General features: G+C 60.8%; 16 protein-coding genes. 8 read left to right on the top strand and 8 right to left on the bottom strand.

Annotated elements, in window-relative coordinates; translation table 11 throughout:
• Positions 1-17: 17 nt before the first annotated feature.
• Positions 18-1,334, bottom strand: coding sequence for an MFS transporter (locus AKL25_RS15070; RefSeq protein ID WP_050478506.1), 1,317 nt, complete (start codon positions 1,332-1,334; stop codon positions 18-20).
• Positions 1,335-1,526: 192 nt separating this feature from the next.
• Between AKL25_RS15070 and AKL25_RS15065 the strand changes: the two genes are divergently transcribed.
• From AKL25_RS15065 to AKL25_RS15050, 4 genes are all read left to right on the top strand, one after another.
• Entirely contained in the window at positions 1,527-2,432 is a 906-nt protein-coding gene (locus AKL25_RS15065; protein ID WP_050478505.1) for a LysR family transcriptional regulator, read from the top strand.
• Positions 2,433-2,450: 18 nt separating this feature from the next.
• The gene (locus AKL25_RS15060) at positions 2,451-3,308 is read left to right on the top strand and encodes an alpha/beta hydrolase (protein ID WP_050478504.1); all 858 of its coding nucleotides are present in this window, start codon (positions 2,451-2,453) and stop codon (positions 3,306-3,308) included.
• Between the two features lie 220 nt (positions 3,309-3,528).
• Positions 3,529-4,686: an MFS transporter gene (locus AKL25_RS15055; protein ID WP_050478503.1), complete on the top strand. Its 1,158-nt coding sequence runs from the start codon at positions 3,529-3,531 to the stop codon at positions 4,684-4,686.
• 134 nt (positions 4,687-4,820) lie between these two features.
• Positions 4,821-7,460 carry a sulfite reductase flavoprotein subunit alpha gene (locus tag AKL25_RS15050; protein ID WP_050478502.1) on the top strand — a complete coding sequence of 880 codons (2,640 nt, stop codon included), beginning with the start codon at positions 4,821-4,823 and terminating at the stop codon, positions 7,458-7,460.
• Positions 7,461-7,474: 14 nt separating this feature from the next.
• Here the strand turns inward: AKL25_RS15050 and AKL25_RS23780 are convergent, their stop codons facing one another.
• On the bottom strand, positions 7,475-7,873 hold the full coding sequence (locus AKL25_RS23780; protein ID WP_083444728.1) for a hypothetical protein: 399 nt from the start codon (positions 7,871-7,873) through the stop codon (positions 7,475-7,477).
• Between the two features lie 341 nt (positions 7,874-8,214).
• On the opposite strand from AKL25_RS23780, the gene cls reads away from it, so the two are divergent.
• Both cls and AKL25_RS15035 read left to right on the top strand, forming a co-directional pair.
• On the top strand, positions 8,215-9,645 hold the full coding sequence (cls, locus tag AKL25_RS15040; RefSeq protein WP_205627259.1) for a cardiolipin synthase: 1,431 nt from the start codon (positions 8,215-8,217) through the stop codon (positions 9,643-9,645).
• Between the two features lie 53 nt (positions 9,646-9,698).
• Positions 9,699-10,616, top strand: a complete 918-nt coding sequence (locus AKL25_RS15035) for a hypothetical protein (protein WP_157050656.1) — start codon at positions 9,699-9,701, stop codon at positions 10,614-10,616.
• A 103-nt stretch (positions 10,617-10,719) separates the two neighbouring features.
• Here the strand turns inward: AKL25_RS15035 and AKL25_RS15030 are convergent, their stop codons facing one another.
• From AKL25_RS15030 to AKL25_RS15020, 3 genes are all read right to left on the bottom strand, one after another.
• Positions 10,720-12,258 (bottom strand): ABC transporter substrate-binding protein, encoded by a 1,539-nt coding sequence (locus AKL25_RS15030; RefSeq protein WP_050478501.1) that lies wholly within the window; start codon positions 12,256-12,258, stop codon positions 10,720-10,722.
• 207 nt (positions 12,259-12,465) lie between these two features.
• The gene (locus AKL25_RS15025) at positions 12,466-14,658 is read right to left on the bottom strand and encodes a putative bifunctional diguanylate cyclase/phosphodiesterase (protein WP_240475757.1); all 2,193 of its coding nucleotides are present in this window, start codon (positions 14,656-14,658) and stop codon (positions 12,466-12,468) included.
• Positions 14,659-14,973: 315 nt separating this feature from the next.
• On the bottom strand, positions 14,974-15,234 hold the full coding sequence (locus AKL25_RS15020; protein WP_050478500.1) for a hypothetical protein: 261 nt from the start codon (positions 15,232-15,234) through the stop codon (positions 14,974-14,976).
• Positions 15,235-15,461: 227 nt separating this feature from the next.
• Here AKL25_RS15020 and AKL25_RS15015 point away from each other — a divergent pair, with 227 nt between their 5' ends.
• Together AKL25_RS15015 and AKL25_RS15010 are read left to right on the top strand one after the other, a co-directional pair.
• Positions 15,462-15,890 (top strand): TOBE domain-containing protein, encoded by a 429-nt coding sequence (locus AKL25_RS15015; protein WP_050478499.1) that lies wholly within the window; start codon positions 15,462-15,464, stop codon positions 15,888-15,890.
• Between the two features lie 212 nt (positions 15,891-16,102).
• On the top strand, positions 16,103-16,855 hold the full coding sequence (locus tag AKL25_RS15010; RefSeq protein ID WP_050478498.1) for a glutamine amidotransferase: 753 nt from the start codon (positions 16,103-16,105) through the stop codon (positions 16,853-16,855).
• A gap of 15 nt (positions 16,856-16,870) precedes the next feature.
• On the opposite strand, the gene AKL25_RS15005 is transcribed toward AKL25_RS15010, so the two are convergent.
• From AKL25_RS15005 to AKL25_RS14995, 3 genes are read right to left on the bottom strand one after another with little or no spacing between them, the layout of a single operon-like run.
• Positions 16,871-17,266, bottom strand: a complete 396-nt coding sequence (locus tag AKL25_RS15005; protein WP_050478497.1) for a response regulator — start codon at positions 17,264-17,266, stop codon at positions 16,871-16,873.
• Positions 17,263-17,718 (bottom strand): response regulator, encoded by a 456-nt coding sequence (locus tag AKL25_RS15000; protein WP_050478496.1) that lies wholly within the window; start codon positions 17,716-17,718, stop codon positions 17,263-17,265. Before AKL25_RS15000 ends, AKL25_RS15005 begins: the two co-directional genes overlap by 4 nt.
• Entirely contained in the window at positions 17,711-19,342 is a 1,632-nt protein-coding gene (locus AKL25_RS14995; RefSeq protein ID WP_050478495.1) for a sensor histidine kinase, read from the bottom strand. Before AKL25_RS14995 ends, AKL25_RS15000 begins: the two co-directional genes overlap by 8 nt.
• Between the last annotated feature and the right edge of the window lie 229 nt (positions 19,343-19,571).

Raw genomic sequence — 19,571 nt, 5'->3', positions numbered from 1 at the left:
CTTGAAATAGCAAAGTCTTATTGCGGCCGGTACCAATGCAGGCGCGCCACCATCAGCGCCGAGATGATCGCTGGCACGGCAGCTGCGACGAACAGCGAACTGTTGGCCCATTGCATGGCGATCAGCTGGCCGCCGATGACCGGCCCAAGCACGGAGCCGATACGGCCGATGCCGAGCGCCCAGCCGATACCGGTCGAGCGCAACTGCGTCGGATAGAAAGTCCCGGCCAGCGCATTCACCGCCGGCTGGCCACCCACCACGCAGAAACCCGCCACCACCACGCTGATGAACAGCAGCACCGGCATCGTCGCCACATGGCCGATCAGGGCGATGAACACGCAGGCGACCACAAAGCAGCTGCCCAGCACTTTGGTGAAACCGAAGCGATTGATGAACCAGCCCAGCGTCAGCGTGCCGACGATGCCGCCGACTTGCAGCGAAGTGCCGATCAGCACCGCCGTGCCGGTCGAATAGCCGGCATCCTTGATCAGCGTCGGCAGCCAGTTGGAGAGGAAATACAGATTGATCAGATTCATGAAACTGATCAGCCACAGCAGCAGCGTCACGCCGGCGCGACCTTCGCGGAACAGCTCGGCCACCGGCATGCCGTCGTTCTTGGCCTCCTTGACCACGACGGTGCTGCCCTCATGGACTTGCAAACCCGGCTGCACCTTGTTGAGCCAGCGCGCCACCTGTTTCATCGGGCGCTTGCGCAGCACCAGAAACTGTATCGATTCCGGCAGCCAGACCAGCATCGCGACACCCAGCGCCGCCGGGATCAGACCGCCGACCAGGAACACCGAGCGCCAGCCGAAAGCCGGAATCAGCGCTGCACTGACGAAGCCGCCCACCGCCGCACCGACCGTGAAGCCGCACGAGACCAGCATCATGCGCGTCACGCGCTTGCTGTTGGGGCTGAATTCGCCGACCAGCGCCATTGCGTTCGGCATGATGCTGCCGAGACCGAAGCCGGTGATGAAGCGCAGCACCAGCAACTCGTCGATGGTTTGCACGCGCGTGGTCAGCAGCATGCAGACGGCAAAGAAAAACGTGGAAACGATCAATACCGGACGACGCCCGTACTTGTCGCCCACCGGCGTGAGCACCAGCGAACCCAGCAGCATGCCGAACAGACCGGCGCCGAACACGGGACCGAGGCTGGCCTTGTTGACATGCCAGTCGCCGATGATGGCCGGCGCGACATAGCCCATGGCCTGGATATCGAAACCGTCGATGATCAGACACAGGCCGCACAGCAGCAACAGGCCGAATTGAAACGCGCCGAAACGGCTCTGCTCGACGACATGGTCGACATTGATCACATCAGATTGCATCTGTGCTCCTCCAGATTGGTTGTGGATGTGCGCCGCTTGTCTTATTGATAATTTTCTAGACAGTACAGCTATTTTTTATTGATATAAGACTGTAATGCAACGATGCGACTTTTACGATATAAATGGATCAATGTAGTTCATTGATATTATGAATAGTAATCAAAGCATCAATACCTAACGAATATTGCAAACATGATCGAACCCAAGGATATCGACCTTAATTTGCTGGTGGTGTTTCAGGAAGTCTTCCAGGACCGCCAGATCTCTTCCGTGGCGCGACGCCTGAACCTGTCGCAGCCGGCGGTCAGCAATGCGCTCGCGCGCCTGCGCCGCACCTTCGGCGATGCCCTCTTCGTGCGCACGGCGCAAGGCATGCAGCCGACGCCGTTCGCGCAGCAACTGGCCGAGCCGGTAGCGTCGGCGCTGCTCCATGTATCCAAGGCGCTGAACCGGCAAGAGGCTTTTTCCCCTGCCACCAGCGAGCGCCATTTCACCATCGCCATGACCGACGTCGGCGAGGTGTATTTCATGCCGGTGCTGATCGAGCAATGCAGCCGGCTGGCGCCGGGCATCCAGATCAGCACGGTGCGCGCCGGCACGATAGACCTGAAGACCGAGATGGAATCGGGTCGCGTCGACCTCGCCATCGGCGCTTTCGACAATGTGTCCGGTGCCCTGTATCAGCGCCGGCTGTTCCGCCAGAACTACGTCAGCATGTTTCGCCAGGGCCATCCGCTGGCAGACAAGAAGGTCACCATCAAGGACTTCCTGGCGGCGCGGCACCTGGTGGTGTCTTCGCTGGAAAGCCCTTACGACCGCATCAACCAGAATCTGGAAAAGGCCGGCATCCGGCCCAACGTGCATTTCCGCGTGCCGCACTTCACTGCCGTGCCCTACATCGTCAGCACCACCGACCTGATTGTGACGGTCCCGCAAAAACTGGCCGAGAGCGCGGCGCAGCCGTTCAACCTACAATACATTCGTCCGCCGCTGCGCCTGCCGTCTTTACAAACGAACATCTTCTGGCACCGCCGCTTCAATCAGGACGAAGGCAATGTGTGGCTGCGCGGATTCATCTCGGAGCACTTTGCCGAATAACAGGCTGAGGAGACAGCAATGCACTACCTGCACTACGACCGCGAACAGCTCGACCGTCAATACAACGTGCGCGCCGGCATCCCCCGTTTCCAGGATATCTTTGACCGCTGGAATCAGCAGGCGGCGGACTACCGCAATCAACCGAGCCTGCAGATGCGCAGCAATCTCCATTACGGCACGCATCGCCTGCAAACCCTGGACTACTTCCCGGTTGCCGACGCCGAAGCGCCGTTGCTGGTCTTCGTGCATGGCGGCTACTGGCGCTCGCTCGACAAGAACGACTTCAGCCATCTGGCCGAGCCTTACCGGCAGGCCGGCATCGCCGTGGCCATGATCAACTATCGCCTGGCGCCGGAAGTCGACATCCCCGAGATCGTCGCCGACGTGCGTGCGGCGTTCGCCTGGCTGTACCGGCAGGCATCGTCGTTCGGCTTCAATGCCGAACGCATTCATGTCATGGGGCATTCGGCCGGCGGTCATCTGGCGGCAATGCTGGCGAACAACGACTGGCGCAGCGCGGGTCTTCCGACCGATGCAATCAAGGGGCTATGCAGCGTCAGCGGCCTCTACGACCTGGAGCCGATACGGCTGTGCTATCTCAACGAGACCTTGCAGCTCGACACGATGCAGGTCGGGCAATACAGTCCGCTGCATCACCTGCCGGCAAGGCCGATGCCGGTGATCCTGACGGCGGGCGGCGCCGAGTCGGCAGAGTTCCACCGGCAGAAAAGCGCTTATGCGCTGGCCCTGCATACGGCAGGTTTTCCTGTGCAGCAAGTCAAACTGGCGGACGGCCATCATCTGGACGTCATCGACAAACTGGCCGACGGCAACGGTGAACTGGCGCACGCCATCATCGCCATGGCCGGCAAGTGACTGAGAAAACAAGTGCGGAAATGAGTGCGGAAGTGCACCAGGCCGAACTGCAAGAGTGAAAAACGGCGGGTGGTATCATCCTCGTTCTCCGTGCCGCGTCTCCGCCGGTCTTCGCCTGTCATGGCAAGCCCGTGCATGATCAGAGACTGCGCTCCGCCTTTTTCACATTGTTATGCGCTCTGCATGTCGCCATGCGCCAGAGCCTGATCGAGTTGCATTGATGTCCCGTCCTCCTCTGCTGCAAATCATCCCCCTGGCCGCACTGACCGGCGTCGGCATGCTGGCCACCGATCTTTACCTGCCCGCCTTGCCGCATCTCGCGCATGATCTCGGCACCGACGTGCCGACCGTGCAGGCGACGATTTCCTCTTTCATGATTGCGCTGGCGCTGTCGCAGCTGTTCTGGGGCGCGGTGGCCGACAAACTCGGCATGCGCAATACCCTGCTGGCGGGAATCGCGCTGCTGGCGGCGACCGGCGTCGCCTGCGCACTGGCTTCGGACGTCGACGCGCTGATCGTCTATCGCACCATCCAAGGCATCGGTGCGGGCGCCGCGACGGTGGTGGTGCCGGTGTTGCTGCGACGGCGCTTCACCGACGCCGATGCCGTGCGCGCCATCTCGTGGGTCAGCATCGCCGAATCGATCATCCCGGCGATTGCCCCTGTGATCGGCACCGGCATCCTGCTGGTGTCGGGCTGGCGCAGCAACTTCTGGCTGGTGGCGGTGCTGGCGCTGATCCTGTTGCCCTTCATCCTGGCGCTGGTGCCGGGACGACAGGTATTGCACTCGCCCGATGAAACCGTCAGCTATCCTGCACTGCTGCAAAACCGCGCCTTCCTGCGCGACGCCACGGTCTACGGCCTGACCTTCGGCGCACTGGTGACCTTCGTCGCCAGTGCGCCGCACCTGATCGAACAATGGAGCGCACGCGGCCCCGGCGCCTTTGCATTGATGCAAGTCTGCGGCGTCTCGTCCTTCATCGTCGCCGCCTCACGCGCGGGCGCCATGGCGCATCGCTGCGGGACCTACAAACTGATGAAGGCCGGCGCCATCGTCCAGCTGTTCTCCGTGGCCGGATTGATCGCGCTGGGCCTGCTGGACGTACACCACGTCGCGCCGCTGATCCTGTGCTGGATGCTGTTCTGCGGCGGCCTCGGCCTGCGCGGCCCGTCTACCGTGACGCGCGCATTGTCGGTGCCGAAGTCGCTGACCAGCCTGGCCTCGGGCTTCCTGATGTTCCTGGCATTGACGCTGTCGGGCATCGGCACCCAGATTGCCGGCTTCCTGTTGCACTACGGACTGTTGCCGGTAGCTTTGCTGGTCGCCGCCATGATTCTGGCCAGCATGGTGTTGCAAAAAGACACGGAGAACGCCTGAAACGGCCATTTGCAACATACCGGATACATTCAGGAATAATTCTCATTCTCTTGATCATCTATAATAGAGCGCTTTAGCAAAACGCCTTCCGCTCGCTGGCTACCTCCTTGTCGGCCGGCCAATAAGAGAAAAAAATGTTCAAGAAAATCTGGTTCCAGATCCACTGGTTCATCGGCATTACCGCCGGTACGGTGCTGATGTTCATCGGCGTGACCGGCGCCATCCTGTCTTTCCGCGAAGAAATTACCGACTGGCTCAATCCCGGCATCGTGCATGTCGCCGTGCGCCAGCAAGCCCCACTGACGCCGCCGCAAATCCTGGAACGCCTGCGCGCAGAAGTGCCGCATGAACGCGTTGCCGTACTCATCGCATCAATCGAACCGGGTGCTTCCGTACGCATCAATTTCGCGCCGCCGCCGGGTGTGCGCCGCGGTGAAATGCGCTACGCCGATCCTTATACCGGTGCGCTGCTGCCGCCGCTGGCAGGCAACGAATTCTTCGAGTTCACCGAACGCTTCCACCGCTGGCTGCTGCTGCCGATCGACGCCGGCAAGATCGTCGCCGGCAGCCTGTCGATGTGCCTGCTGGTCCTCGCATTATCGGGTCTGTACATGCGCTGGCCGCGCCGCGCGCTGAACTGGCGCGCCTGGTTCAAACTGGACTTCGGCCTGTCCGGCCGCTCTTTCCTGTGGAACCTGCACTCGGTGATCGGCACCTGGGCGCTGGTGATGTATGTGATCTTCACCACCACCGGCATGTTCTGGGCCTTCGACTGGTTCAGGGCTGGCGTCAATACGCTGGCAGGTCAGGAAACGCCGGTGCGCGCGCCGCAAGCCAAGGACGCCAAACGCGACAAGCCCAAAGGCATGGGCATGAACATGGAGAAGGACAAGGAAAAAGACAAGTCCGACAAGACCGAAGCAGCGCCGCTTGATCTCACCCTGGCCTGGAACACCTTCGTGCGCGAAGCCGGTCCGTACACGCTGGTCAACATCCGCATTGCCGAAAAAACCTCGCAGCCGGTCCAGTTCAATTACCTCTTGCCTGACGCCTCGCATGAACGCGCTCGCAACCGCCTGAACGTGCTGCCGCAAACCGGCGAGATCAAGCTCAACGAACGCTTCGCCGACAAGAACACCGGCGGCCTCTTCATCGGCGCGATCTATCCGCTGCACATGGGCACCTACTGGGGTCTGCCGGGCCGCATCATCATGACGATTGCCGCGCTGATCATGCCGCTGTTCGGCATCACCGGCTGGATGCTGTATCTGGATCGCCGCCGCAAAAAACGCGCCGTCCGCACCGAGCGCGCACTGCTCGATCAGAACAAGACTGCGGCTGCCACCGCTGCGCCGACCGACAGCAAGGAAGCCGTCCTGCTGGCCTACGCCACGCAAGCCGGCCAGGCCGAACGCGTCGCCCTGCATACGGCGGCGGCATTGCAAAAGGCCGGCGTCGCCGTCAGCGTGCAATCGCTGGCGGCGCTGGATCCGGAACGCCTGCGCCATTTCCACCGCGTGCTGTTCGTGGTGAGCACCTTCGGCGAAGGCGAACCGCCCGACAGCGCGCGCCGTTTTGCCAAACAACTGGCGCGTCAGCAAGGCAGCACGCTGGGCCATGTGAAGTACGGCATGCTGGCGCTGGGCGACCGCCATTACGAAAAATTCTGCGGCTTCGGCCATACGCTCGATCACTGGCTGCGCAGCCAGGGCGCGGAAGCTTTCTTCCCGATGATCGAAGTCGACAACAACGCCCCGGCAAGCCTGGCCAAATGGCAGCACGAACTGAGCGTGCTGACCGGCGGCGCACCGCTGGAAGCGGAAGTTTCCGCACCTGTCGCGCAGGAAGCCGCCTACGGCGCCTGGACGCTGCGCACACGCACGCTGCTCAACGCCGGCAGCTGCGGCTCGGGCATCTATCATCTAGAATTCGACGCCCCCTCGGCCAACGCACTGAACTGGCAGTCGGGCGCGCTCGCAGAAATCCTGCCGCGCCATGCCGACGACCGCGTCGCGCTGTTCCTCTCGCGCACGTCGCTCGACGGCAAGACGCCGATACAGCATCAAGGAGCGACCCGCACCCTGGCGGACGCACTGGCGCGCAGCGTCTTGCCTGCGACCGGCAGCCTCCCTTCCGGCATCACCGCGCAAGCATTAGCGGACGGCTTGCAGGCGCTGGCTTCGCGCAAGTACTCCGTCGCCTCAATCCCGCTGGACGGCCGCGTGCACTTGCTGGTGCGCCAGGCGGTGCATGAAGACGGCCTCGGCATCGCCTCCGGCTGGCTGACCGAATACGCATCGCCGGGCAGCGCCATCGAGATGCGCCTGCTGGAAAACAGCAGCTTCTCGCTGGCGCCGGAACCGGTCCCGACCATCTTCATCGGCAACGGCTCCGGCCTCGCCGGCCTGCGCAGCCATCTGCGCGCACGCGTGCAACTCGGCCTGCGCCGCAACTGGCTGCTGTTCGGCGAACGCAAGCGCGAACACGATTTCCTCTATCGCGCCGAGATTGAACAATGGATGCAGACCGACATGCTCAGCCGCGTCGACCTCGCCTTCTCGCGCGACCAGGCCGAGCGCGTCTACGTGCAGGACAAGCTGCGCCAGGCTGCCGACATGCTGAAGGCATGGATAGAAGAAGGCGCCGTGCTGTATGTTTGCGGCAGCCTGGACGGCATGGCGGCCGGCGTTGACGCTGCGCTGGCCGACATCCTCGGCGAAGCGGCGCTGGACGATCTGATCGCGCAAGGCCGCTATCGCCGCGACGTGTATTAAACGTCAGAGCTTCTTTAGTGCGCCTTCCCCTGCCGCAGGCTGAACTCCGCCTGCGGCAGCGCCCACATCACGGCATCCATCACCATGGGCACAGCCTCCGCCTGTACGCACAGGCAGAGCTCCATACGCGTCGCATGATCCAGCGGCGACATGCGCATGAAGCACACGCAATGGCCGCAGCTCTGCATCACCACCTGGCGCAGGTGCGTGACTTCCGCTCTTTCCACGGTGATATGCATCATGCGTTCACGCTGTTTCGGCAGCGTCGGCCGGCTACCAGACTGGTACACTGCGGACGGAATCTCCCGCCCCAGACCGGCGCTGGCAGACCCCGCCGCCAACGACGGCAAGACTTCCGGAAACAACAGCTTGCTCACGAGAGAAGAACGCTTGCGCCATACCATCGGATTCATATCGGCCCCATTCCTTATTGTGTCGGGATTGTGTGCGGACTGTGATCGGATTGCGATCACAGTGACCATGCAGCAAGCTTAGCCACGGCAGCGTAAAGACGATCTAAAAAGAATGCCTGCCCAGGTAAACAGGCCGTAAAAATACGCTGCGCCGCCGCAAGCCGCCCCGGACTTGTCAGCACTCGCCGCCTTTTGCTGTAGGACTCCGCCGATTCATGGCCGTAACGTCGTCCGGCGGCCTCAGGCACGCAAAAACTGGGCATATACTCGACCTGTCATTGTTTTCCTGCACGCTTTCCACCCCGACCAGGCCGGTCACCATGTACTGCCGGATAGTGAAGATGAAACAAAAAAACCTCAGAGACCTCATCGAACGTTGCGCCATCCCCCTGCGCCGGCTGCTGTTCGCCGCGCCCCTGCTGCTGGCCGGCTGCGGCTCGCTGCCGCACATCGTGCCCGACATGGACAGCCAGTCGGCCAAGGTGATCCAGATCAAGGGCGGACGCGGCATCCTCACGCCGGAGCAAAGCCAGGCCGCGCTCGACAAACTCAAGAACGGCAAGCAAGACAATCAGGACAACCTGATCCTGGAAAAACACCTGGCAGTCGAAGAAGCCATCACCGGCTCGCCGCTGGTGGCCGGCAACAAGGTGACTTTGCTGATCGATGGCCCCGCCACCTATGCCTCCATGTTTGCCGCGATCCGCGAGGCGCGCGATCACATCAACATGGAAACCTACATCTTTGAAAGCGACGATACCGGCAAGCAATTCGCCGACCTGTTGATCGACCGGCAAAAGCATGGCGTCCAGGTCAATCTGATGTATGACAGCGTCGGCACCCTGAGCACGCCGCGCGAATTCTTTCAACCGCTGATCGATGCCGGCATCCAGGTGCTGGAGTTCAATCCGGTCAATCCGGCGCAGGCGCGCAAAGGCTGGGAAGTCAATCAGCGCGATCACCGCAAGCTGCTGATCGTCGACGGCAAGACCGCCTTCGTCGGCGGCATCAACATCAGCAGCGTGTACTCCAGCGGCTCCTTCCGCAAACGCAAGCCCAAGGAAGACGACGACGCCAGCAAGGTACCGTGGCGCGATACCCAGGTACGCATGGACGGGCCGGTGGTTGCCGAATTCCAGAAGCTGTTCATCGACACCTGGGAAAAACAGCACGGTCCGCAGCTCGCTGCAAAAAATTATTACCCCAGGATCGCCAACCAGGGCAACGACATCGTGCGCGGCATCGGCAGCTCGCCGGACGATCCCTACAGCGTGATTTATGCGACCTTCATCTCGGCCATCCAGCATGCCGAGTCCAGGGTTTACCTGACCAACGCCTACTTCATTCCCGATCCGCAACTGCGTGAGGCACTGAAAGACGCCGTCAAGCGCGGCGTCGATGTCCGTCTCGTATTGCCAAGCAAGAGCGACTCGTCGCTGGTGCTGTATGCCTCGCGCTCGTTCTACACCGAACTGCTGGAAGGCGGCATCAAGATCTATGAACGGCAGGACGCGCTGCTGCATTCCAAGACCGCGATGATCGATGGCGTCTGGTCGACCATCGGCTCCACCAACCTCGACTGGCGCAGCTTCATCTACAATCAGGAAATCAACGCCGTCATTCTCGGTCCGCAATTCAGCGCACAGATGCAGGCCATGTTCGACCGCGACATCGCGGCCTCCAAAGAGATCACCCTCGACGCCTGGAAAGACCGCCCCATCAGCGACCGCATGAAAGAATTCGGCGCCGGACTATGGGCGCGCTGGCTGTAACTCACCCGCAGGTGCACCTGAACATGCACCTGCGGATGCAACAAGGATTTCGTATGCACCACGCTCAATACCCCTCATCGCCGACATTGGTCTCACGTATTTTCACCGCGCTGATTGCAGTATGGCTGGCCTTGTCCGGCGCACACGCAATGGCTGCGGACACGCCGTCCGGCGCGACTGCCCTGCAAGAAAAATATCAGTCGCTGCAAGCGCAACTCACGCACAATCAGTTCGCCCGCCCGGTGTATCTGAATTCCTCCGAGAGTTCGTCCGCCATCAAAGGCGACATCTACGCGGTGGTCGACTATCCGTTCGCGCAGGTGCACGGCGCATTGACCGCACCCGGCAACTGGTGCGACGTACTGATCCTGCATCTCAACACCAAGTATTGCCGTGCCAGCGCCGGCAAGGCCCCGGCGACGCTCAGCATGCGCGTCGGCAAGAAGTACGATCAGGCGCTGGATGATGCCTACCGACTGGACTTCGCCTACCGCGTGAATGCCGACAGCGACGACTATTTCGACATCCGTCTCAATGCCGACAAAGGCCCGCTGGACACCCGAGATTATCGTATCCAGCTGGAAGCCGTCCCGGTCGCCGACGGCCGCAGCTTTCTGCATCTGACGTACTCCTACAGCTACGGCTTCGCCAGCCGCATGGCCATCGGCGCCTACCTGGCGACGGCGGGCAGCAGCAAGGTCGGCTTCACACAACTGGAGAAATCGGACGGCGGCAAGCCGGCCTATGTCGGCGGCATGCGCGGCACCGTGGAGCGCAACACCATGCGCTACTACCTTGCCATCGACGCCTATCTGAGCGGCCTGGCGACGCCGCCGGCGCAACAGCTGGAGCAACGCCTGCAAACCTGGTACAACGCCACCGAGCGTTATCCGCGCCAGTTGCATGAAGTCGACAAGGCTGAATATCTGGCGATGAAGCGCAAGGAGTACGCGCGTCAGAATACGGATTAGCGGCGAGGATCAGGGCGACCGTATTGAGCTGCGCGTTCCTCGGCGTAAAAAAAACCGGCCTCCAGGGGCCGGTTTTTTATGTCCTTGCATCGAAGCCGCAAATTCAGTCGAAGTACAAATCGGCAAAACTCCCGCGCAGGCCTTCCGCCGTCGGCGCGTAGTTCTTCACCTTCTTCGCGGCAATCGTGATGCTGGGATTGGCGCCGAATTCGATCGACGGAATATCGTCATGCACGACCTTCTGGAAATCCAGGAACAGTTGGCGACGCTTGCTTTCATCCACCTCCACCGAGGCGGCTTCCAGCAAGCGATCGGCTTCCGGATTCACATAGTGGGCCGCGTTCGAAAATGGCAAACCGACCTTGAAGTTCTTGGACCAGAACACGCGCTGCACTCCGACGGTCGGATCGAAGACATTGGCCAGCGCTTCCAGCGTCAGGTCGAAGGCGCGCTCCGTGTAGGCTTTGGTGACATAGGTGCCGAAGTCATAGTTCTCGATATTCGCATCGATGCCGATGCGGCTGAGCGACTGCCGCACGAAATCGGCGGCGCGACGTTCCTGGAACGGGTTGTACAGCAGACGCAGGCGAAAGCGTACGCCGTCCGCGCCGCGCTTCAGGCCGGCTGCATCCAATGCAGCTTCCGCCTCTTTCGGGTTGTACGGGAAGTATCTGATATCCGCATTGTGGTACTTGCTGTTGAGCGTCCCGATCACGGCGGCCGAGACCTTGCCGTAGCCGTACCAGACCACTTTGTTCAGCGCATTGACGTCGATCGCCTGCGAAATCGCGCGGCGCACTTCCAGCTTTTGCAAAACCGGCGTATCGAGATTGAAGTACAACTGCTGCTGCAAACCGATGTAAGCCCAGTTGGTGGTGTCGACATTGATCTTCGGCAGTTTGCTGAAACGGGCGACATCCGACAGCGGGATCGCCTGTCCGGCCAGATCGGCAGCGCCCGACTCCAGCGCTGCAGCACGCGCCAGCGCATCGGGGATGAAGCGCACGATCACCTTGTCGAGATAAGGCTTGGGCTTGTCCCAGTAGTTGGGATTGCGCTCGAGCACGATGTGGCTGCCCTTGACGAATTCCTTGAAGATGAACGGACCGGTGCCGACCGGCGCGCTGTTGTACTTGCTGTTGAGGATGTCGGTCTTGTCGTAGAGATGCTTGGGCACGATGGGCGACTCTGCGCCTGCCAGCGCAGTCAACAAGGTCGGCGACGGTTTCGACAACACGATGATGGCGGTAAACAGATCCGGCGTCTGCACTTCCGTTACATTGGCAAAGGTGGCGCGGCCGCGCGGATGCACCGTTTTCAGCGTGAGGATGGAAAAGGCCACGTCGGCCGAAGTAAAGTCTTTGCCGTCATGCCATTTGACGCCGCGCCGCAGGTTGAAGCGATATTGCAAGCCATCCTTGCTGATGCTCCATGACGTCGCCAGCAGCGGCTTGGGATTGAGATTGAAATCATAGGTCAGCAAACCCTCGACGATCTTGGGACCGAGTTCGGTATTGCCGCCTGCGGTGGTCGTCAGCGGCAGGATCGACGACGGTTCCGGCGTAACGATCCAGGTCAGCGTGCCGCCCGGCTTTGGCTCTGCCGCATTGGCGAGCTGGCCGAGTCCCGACAGCGCCGCCATAGCGCCCGCCGTAACTACGGCTGCAGCAGCGATCACGCGGCGTGCAAATATTCTTCTTCCCCACTTCTTCATGCTATCCCCGAGACGTTGAAAACACGCCATCTTAGTAAGCAGGGAAAAGCATGGTCAACGAACAAGAACGTATTTGCTTAGTCGCTTTATTTGTTCTTCGCGCCGATGCAAACGCATGCAGGCACAAGCCCGGCCTCAGGTCTCGGCTTGCGCACCGCCCAGATACCAGCGCGCTTCAATCTCGCCGGCCGACAAGGGTGTCGAATGCAGATAACCTTGCACGATGTCGCAGCCGGCGGCCCGCAAAAAGTCGTGCTGCTCTTGCGACTCCACGCCCTCCGCGACCACTTGCAGATGCAGCTTGTGGGCAATCGCGATGATCGCTTCGGTGATGGCGACATCGTCGGCGTCGCCGGGGATGCCCTTGACGAAACTGCGGTCGATCTTGAGCGTGTCCAGCGGATATTGCTTGAGACTGGCCAGCGACGAATAACCGGTGCCGAAATCGTCCACTGAAATCGTCACGCCCAGCTGACGCATGCGCTTGAGCAGCACCACTGCTTCCTGCGGATTCTGCATGATCGCGCCTTCGGTGATTTCCAGCTCCAGCATGGCCGACGGCAGGCCGCTGTGCGCCAGCGCATTGTCGATGGTCATCAGCAGGTCGTCGGACGAAAACTGGCGCGGCGACAGGTTCACCGCAATGCGGCCGAACTGGTAGCCGCGATCGAGCCAGGCCTTGCCCTGGCGGCAGGCTTCGCGCAGCACCCAGGCGCCCAGCGGCACGATCAGGCCGGTCTGTTCCGCCAGCGTGATGAAGCTGCCCGGCGCCACCAGTCCGCGGGTCGGATGACGCCAGCGGATCAGCGCCTCTGCACCGCAGATGGCGCCATCGACCGCCGAGAATTGCGGCTGGTAATAGAGTTCGAATTCCTTGCGCTCGATCGCGTGACGCAGGCTGTTTTCCAGCAGCATCTGCTCCAGCGCATGATTGCTCATTTCCTTGTTGAACAGCTGGAAGGCATTCTTGCCGCGTTCCTTGGCGTGGTACATGGCGATGTCGGCGTTCTTCAGAATCGCAATCGCATCTTCGCCGTGTTCCGGATAGGCGGCGCTGCCGATGCTGGCGCTGATGAACATCTCGTGGCCGTTGATCACGAACGGCCGCAGGATGCTGTTGATCAGGCGCTGCGCAATTGCCGCAATCATCTCCTGCGGCGGTGAACCGCCGAGGATCACCACGAATTCGTCGCCGCCGAAACGCGCCAGCACGTCGTCCGGGCGCAGTTGCTCGCGCAGCCGTTCCGCCGCGGCCACCAGCAACTGATCGCCGGCGTGATGGCCGAGCGTGTCATTGACGGTCTTGAAGCGGTCGAGGTCGATGAAGAACAGCACCAGCGTTTCGCCCGAGCTCTGTGCGGCATCGATCTGCTGCGAAAAAATGCGCATCAGGCTGTTGCGATTGAGCAGGCCGGTCAGGCTGTCGTGGTCGGCGAGGAAGGCCAGCTTGTTCTCCGCTTCCTTGCGGATGGTGTTGTCGGTGAATACGCCGACGTAATTGGTGATGCCGCCCTGGTTGTCGCGGATCGCCGAAATCGACAGCCAAGCCGGATACCAGCTGCCGTCCTTGCGACGGTCTTTCATTTCGCCTTGCCAGTGGCCGTCGGAAGCTAGGCGCTGCAGCATGCCGCGATTGATTTCAGCCTGCGCGCCGGGACCGGTCATCATGCGCGAGCGCTTGTCCATCGCCTCTTCCGGGTGATAGCCCGTGATGCGCGTGAACGCCGGATTGACGGCCAGGATGCGAAACTCGGCGTCGGTGATCAGGATGCCTTCGCTGGTCGATTCGAACACGCGGTCAGCCAGACGCGACTGCCATTCGGACTGCACCTTCTGGTTGACGTCGAGCGCCATCTCCACCAGTGCGATGCCTCCTTCGTACTGGCAGACGCTGCCGTGCACCTCGACCCAGCGGTGCGTGCCGTCGCGGCTGAGGATGCGATGCGTATAGCGCACATGCTCTGCCGCGCCGCTCAGGCGCGCCTGCAGGTTTTCTTCCAGCAAGGCGAGATCTTCGGGTGCGGTCAGCTCGCCGATGTGCAGGCCGATCAGATCGACGGCGCACTCGTAGCCGAGCATATTGGCCATCTTGTCGTTGGCGTGCAGGATGCAGCCGTCGCTGCGCAGCATGTACACGCCCACCAGCGACTGATCGGCGAAATAGCGGAAGCTGCGCGCCAGGTCGGCCGACGGCGAACGCACCTGCTGATGAAGGTGGCAGGCATAGGCGTGCGCGCGTGCATGCGCGCCGCGGGCGCGCGCCGAACGGCCGTAGCGTGCCTGAATGGCGACGAACGCATTCGATAATCGTCTCTGCAATGCTCTCAAGCTTTTTCCTGTAGCAGGCCCGGCCGCGAACCTGTTGCCGGTTGCGTGCCATCGCCTGTGTCTCCGATGATTTTTTTATGCGTCTTCCGTTTTGGAAGACGGCCGGCCTGTCTTCAGTGCCGGTGCGGCGCCGCTGCACGGTATCGCCATGATAAGGCTTGCCGTGCACCATGCTTTATCGTGCATTTTGCGCGCAGGCGCTAGAGTAGCACGCCCGCTGCGCCTGTCTCACGATTCCACGCCAAAATACCAGCGCCAGCTTACGCCGGGCTTGCGGAGTTTCCCTGCATCACTATTCGTACTATCGGAGGCGGCTTACTGGAGATCTTCCAGGCTGAGAGAAATGTACTGGCGCAGCACCGGTTCGGCCAGCTTCTTCTTGACTGCGTCGGCGATGCGCGCGCGGTGTTCGGTATACAGCGCAACGATATTGTTGCTGGTGAGGCCGCCGATGGAAATCAGCGTGGCGCGTGCCACGAAACCCGGCAGCACCGTGCCGTTGTTGCGGATGATGAAGGTCACGCGGTCGTCGCCGGTGTCCTTGGGGCTTTCAAGCAAAAACTGTTGTTTCGACATGCAACGGCATCAACTGAATCATGAACGGGCCGCATCGTAACATACCGCCGACAAGATCGCACTAAGGAAAATATACCGCCAGCCAACACCCGCTCAGCGTTTTCATATCGGCAAAAATATAGCCGGTAATCGGTCGGTAACACCCCGCCATGGCGCAATGTGGTTATGATCTGTACGGCCAAATCTGCGCTATATATTCTCGCCCTCATCAAGACAAAGGACATCCCATGCTCACCAGCGCCCGCAATGAATTCTCCGGAAAAGTCACCGCCATCCACGACGGCGCGGTGAATGACGAAATCGAAATCACCCTCGGCGGCGGCGACCGTCTGGTGGCCGTCATCACGCGCACCAGCACCAAATCGCTGGGCCTGCAGGTCGGCAGCGACGCCATCGCATTGATCAAGGCGCCATGGATCATCCTGTCGGTGCCGGACAACGGCATCCGACTGTCGACCCGCAATCGCCTCGAAGGCACCGTCAAGTCGGTCAAGCCCGGCGCGGTCAACACCGAAGTCGAAGTCAGCCTCAAGGGCGGCCAGACGCTAGCGGCGATCATCACCCAGGAAAGCGCCGAGTCGCTGGGCCTGGCGACCGGCAAGCCTGTCGTCGCCTTCTTCAAGGCTTCGCATGTGATCGTCGGCGTGAAGGCCTGATTCCGATAGCAAACTGACAATCTCACTGCGCGAGCAGGGCCGCAACCGAACGGTTGCAGCACGCTCCGCATTTCAGCCAGGCCTGCGCCTGGCTTTTTTATTGCCGGCCTACCTGCTTGCTTGCCATGACCCATCGTTGTATACGTTAAAATATAGCGAAACATTTCCCCGCGCTGCGGCCCGGAAGATCGTCACTGCAACAGGAAGAAGATATGAAGAAAGCGCTGGCGCTACGCCATGTCTCGTTTGAGAACCTTGGACAACTGGAACCCCTGCTGAAGAAGCGCGGCTTCGAGGTCGGCTATTTCGAAGTGGGCGTGGATTCCTTCTCCGCCATCTCGCCGCTGGACGCCGATCTGGTGGTGGTGCTGGGCGGCCCGATTGCGGTCTACGACATGGACGCCTATCCTTATCTGCGCGCAGAGATCGCCTGGCTGCGCGCACGCCTGCTGGACGACCTGCCGACGCTGGGCATCTGCCTCGGCGCTCAGCTGATGGCAGCGGCGCTGCATGCGCGCGTCTATCCGGGAACATCGGGCAAGGAGATCGGCTGGGGCACATTGCAAGCGGGCGAGCACGCCGCTGACATCCCCTGCATGGAAGAACTGATCGGCAACGATACCCACGTGCTGCACTGGCACGGCGACACCTTCGATCTGCCGGCGGGCGCGAAACATCTGGCCTCGACCGACCGCTATCGCAACCAGGCCTTCTCGTGGGGACGCAATTGCCTGGCGCTGCAATTCCATCCGGAATTCGACGTGCGCATGGTGGAGCAATGGCTGATCGGCCACGCCCATGAAATCGCCCATACCGCGGAAGTCAGCCTGGCCGGCCTGCGTTCGGGAGCGCTGCAATACGGTCGCAGCTTCCAGAACGCTTCGCACGCTTTCTGGAACGGCTGGCTGGCCAGCATCGGCACTCCGATTGCGGCAAAAAGAAAGACCGCCGAACAGGCCGGCTAAGCGCCCGCAACGGCCTCAGTCCGCAGCGCCGGCCTGCTGCTGCAAAACCTGCTTCACCAGATCCGCCAGTTCATCAAGATAGTCCTGCGTCTTCGGCAGCACATGCGCAATGCCGCAGCGCAGCGCTTCGCTGACATGCGCATCGTCGGAAAATCCGCTGCACATCACCGCGGGAATATCCACGCCTTGATCGCGCAACTCGTTGTAAAAATCCAGACCGCTCATGTTGTCGTCAAGCTGGTAATCGATCACCAGCAAATCGAATCCGCCATCGCGCAACAGACTGCGCGCCTGCGCGATGCTGCCGGCGCTGCCGACCGTATAGCCGCGCTTTTCCAGGCGACGCCGGGCCAGCATGCGCAGGCCTTCGTCATCTTCAATAATCAAAATGGCAGGGTCGGATACAGTCATGTGCCACCACGTCCTGTCGCCGGCACCTTGATGATTTGCAGGAAGAAGCCGAGGCGGCGCACCGCTTCGATGAAGGCCTCGTACTCCACCGGTTTGGTGATGTACAGGTTGCAGCCGTAGTCGTAGCAACGCTCGATCTCGCGCGGATCGTCGGTGGTGGTCAGCATGATGATGGGAATCGTCGCGGTGGTTTCGTTTTCCTTCAGGCGCTTGAGCACGTCGACGCCGCTCACGCGCGGCATGTTGACGTCCAGCAGCACCACGATGGAATCAAAGCCAGGTTTGTTGGGCGCACCGTCGCTGTTGAAGAAATAATCGAGCGCTTCCTGCCCGTCCTTCAAGCGCAGAAAGCCGTTGGACAAGCCGGCGCGGCGCAGGTTTTTTTCCACCAGCAAGGCATGGCCGTCGTCGTCTTCGACCAGCAGGATGCCTACTTCTTCGCTATCAGCCATGAGTCTGTTCTCCTTGAGCAAGTTGGCTTGCAGGATTGTCTGCCGGCGAAACCGGCAGCGAGGTATAAAAGGTGGTGCCGACGCCTTCGGTGGATTCGACCCAGATCTTGCCGCCGTGACGCATCACGATACGCTTGATCAGCGCCAGACCGACGCCCTCCCCTTGAGCCACGTCTGCATGCAGGCGGTTAAAAGCGGAAAACATTTTGCCGAGATAATCGGCCGGAATGCCGAGGCCGTTGTCCTTGACGTAATAGGTGCGGAAATCCGGCTGACCTGGATCCGAAGGCAGCACGCCGATCTCTACCGTACCCGGTCGCGCGGGATCGAGATAATTGACGGCGTTGCCGATAAGATTGCCGAAGATCTGTTCCACTGCAGTCGGGTCGCCGTAACACGGCGGCAGCGGCTGCGACAGCACCACCGCCTCGCGCTGGCGGATGGTAGAGCTCATGGCGTCGATCACCCGGCCGACCACTTCGTTGACGTCGGTCAGTTGCGACTGATATTCGACCCGCCCCACGCGCGACAGGCGCAGCATGGAATCGATGATCGATGCCGAGCGCGACACCGCCGTGCGGATGAACTTGAGCGACACTTCCACGTCGTCTTCAATCAGATCATGGATGTGCTGCTTGTCCTTGTCGTTGAGGTTGCTGCCGGAAATGGTGTCGTGCATTTCCTTGATGGAGTGATGCAGTTCCTTGCTGAAACCCTGCAGGTTCACCAGCGGCGAACGCAAGTCATGCGACACGCTGTAGATGAACATTTCGTTGTCCTGCGTCTGCCGTTGCAGGTCGTCGTTGACCAGCGCCAGTTCGCGCGCGTGGCGCTCCAGCTGTTCCCGATACGCGCGGGCGTCCTCTTCCGCCTGTTTGAGCCGTCCATGGGTTTCATGCAAAACCTTGTCCAGCTCCGTGATCTCGTCGTTGCCGCCCACTGCCGTCGCCAGCGCGCCGCCTTCGCTAAGCTGCCTGGCGTTGCCGGTCAGTACCTCAAGCCGGCCGCCGACGTCCTTGCTGAAGACTTTCGCGGCAACCGCCGCCGCCAGAACGGAACCGATCAAGGCAATCCACAACGCAATATTTTGTAATTTCCGCGCTTCGATGACGCGCTGTTGACGGACATCGTCGAGCGCTTCTTCTACCTTGATGAACTCCACCAGCTGACGCTGGATGACCTGTATCAGGCGCAAGGCATTGGGATCGCGCAGAGCCGCCACCAGTTCGTCGCGACGGCCGCTCTTGAGCAGCTCGGTTTGCAGGTCGGTCCAGGCGTGATATTCCCTGATCGATTCCCGGATCTGCTCGGTTGCGCGCAACTGCGAGGGATTGTCAACGACAAAATCGCGCAACTCATTGACTTCTCTGTCGATACTTTCCCACAGATCGTTTTTTTCGAGACCGCTGGGGTCATTGAGAATGATGGCCGCACGCAAACGCGCCGACTGCAGCAGCACCGGCTCGCGCACCTCCGCCGCCTGGATGATGACGTCCTTGGTATGCAAGGCCCACACCTCGGCTTGCGTGGCGTTCTCCTGGCTCTTGTACAACACCCCCAGCAAACCCAATTCAAACAGGCCAGGAATTGCGACGAGCAACAGACCTTTTTTGAACAGTTTCATAAACGGCTTCTCTCTTCGGAAAAACACGTCAATAAATGAATCGGAGCATCCCCCGGTGCACACCTGCTGTCCCGGACAATTTGTAATTTATTATTTTAAGGAGACATCCGGATTCGTTCGAATTAATCCCTACGTCTTGCATTTACGTTACTGAAAGTTACGCTGATGCCAACAAAGTTATTTAATGGCATCGTCTCACAAACGATTTCAAACCGCTATTGATTTTTGT

The organism is Herbaspirillum rhizosphaerae (genome assembly GCF_001189965.1).
In the GTDB taxonomy this organism is placed as follows: Bacteria; Pseudomonadota; Gammaproteobacteria; order Burkholderiales; family Burkholderiaceae_D; genus Herbaspirillum; species Herbaspirillum rhizosphaerae.
The sequence above is the reverse complement of the archived record's forward strand: the minus strand, read 5'-3'. Positions and strand labels throughout refer to the sequence as shown.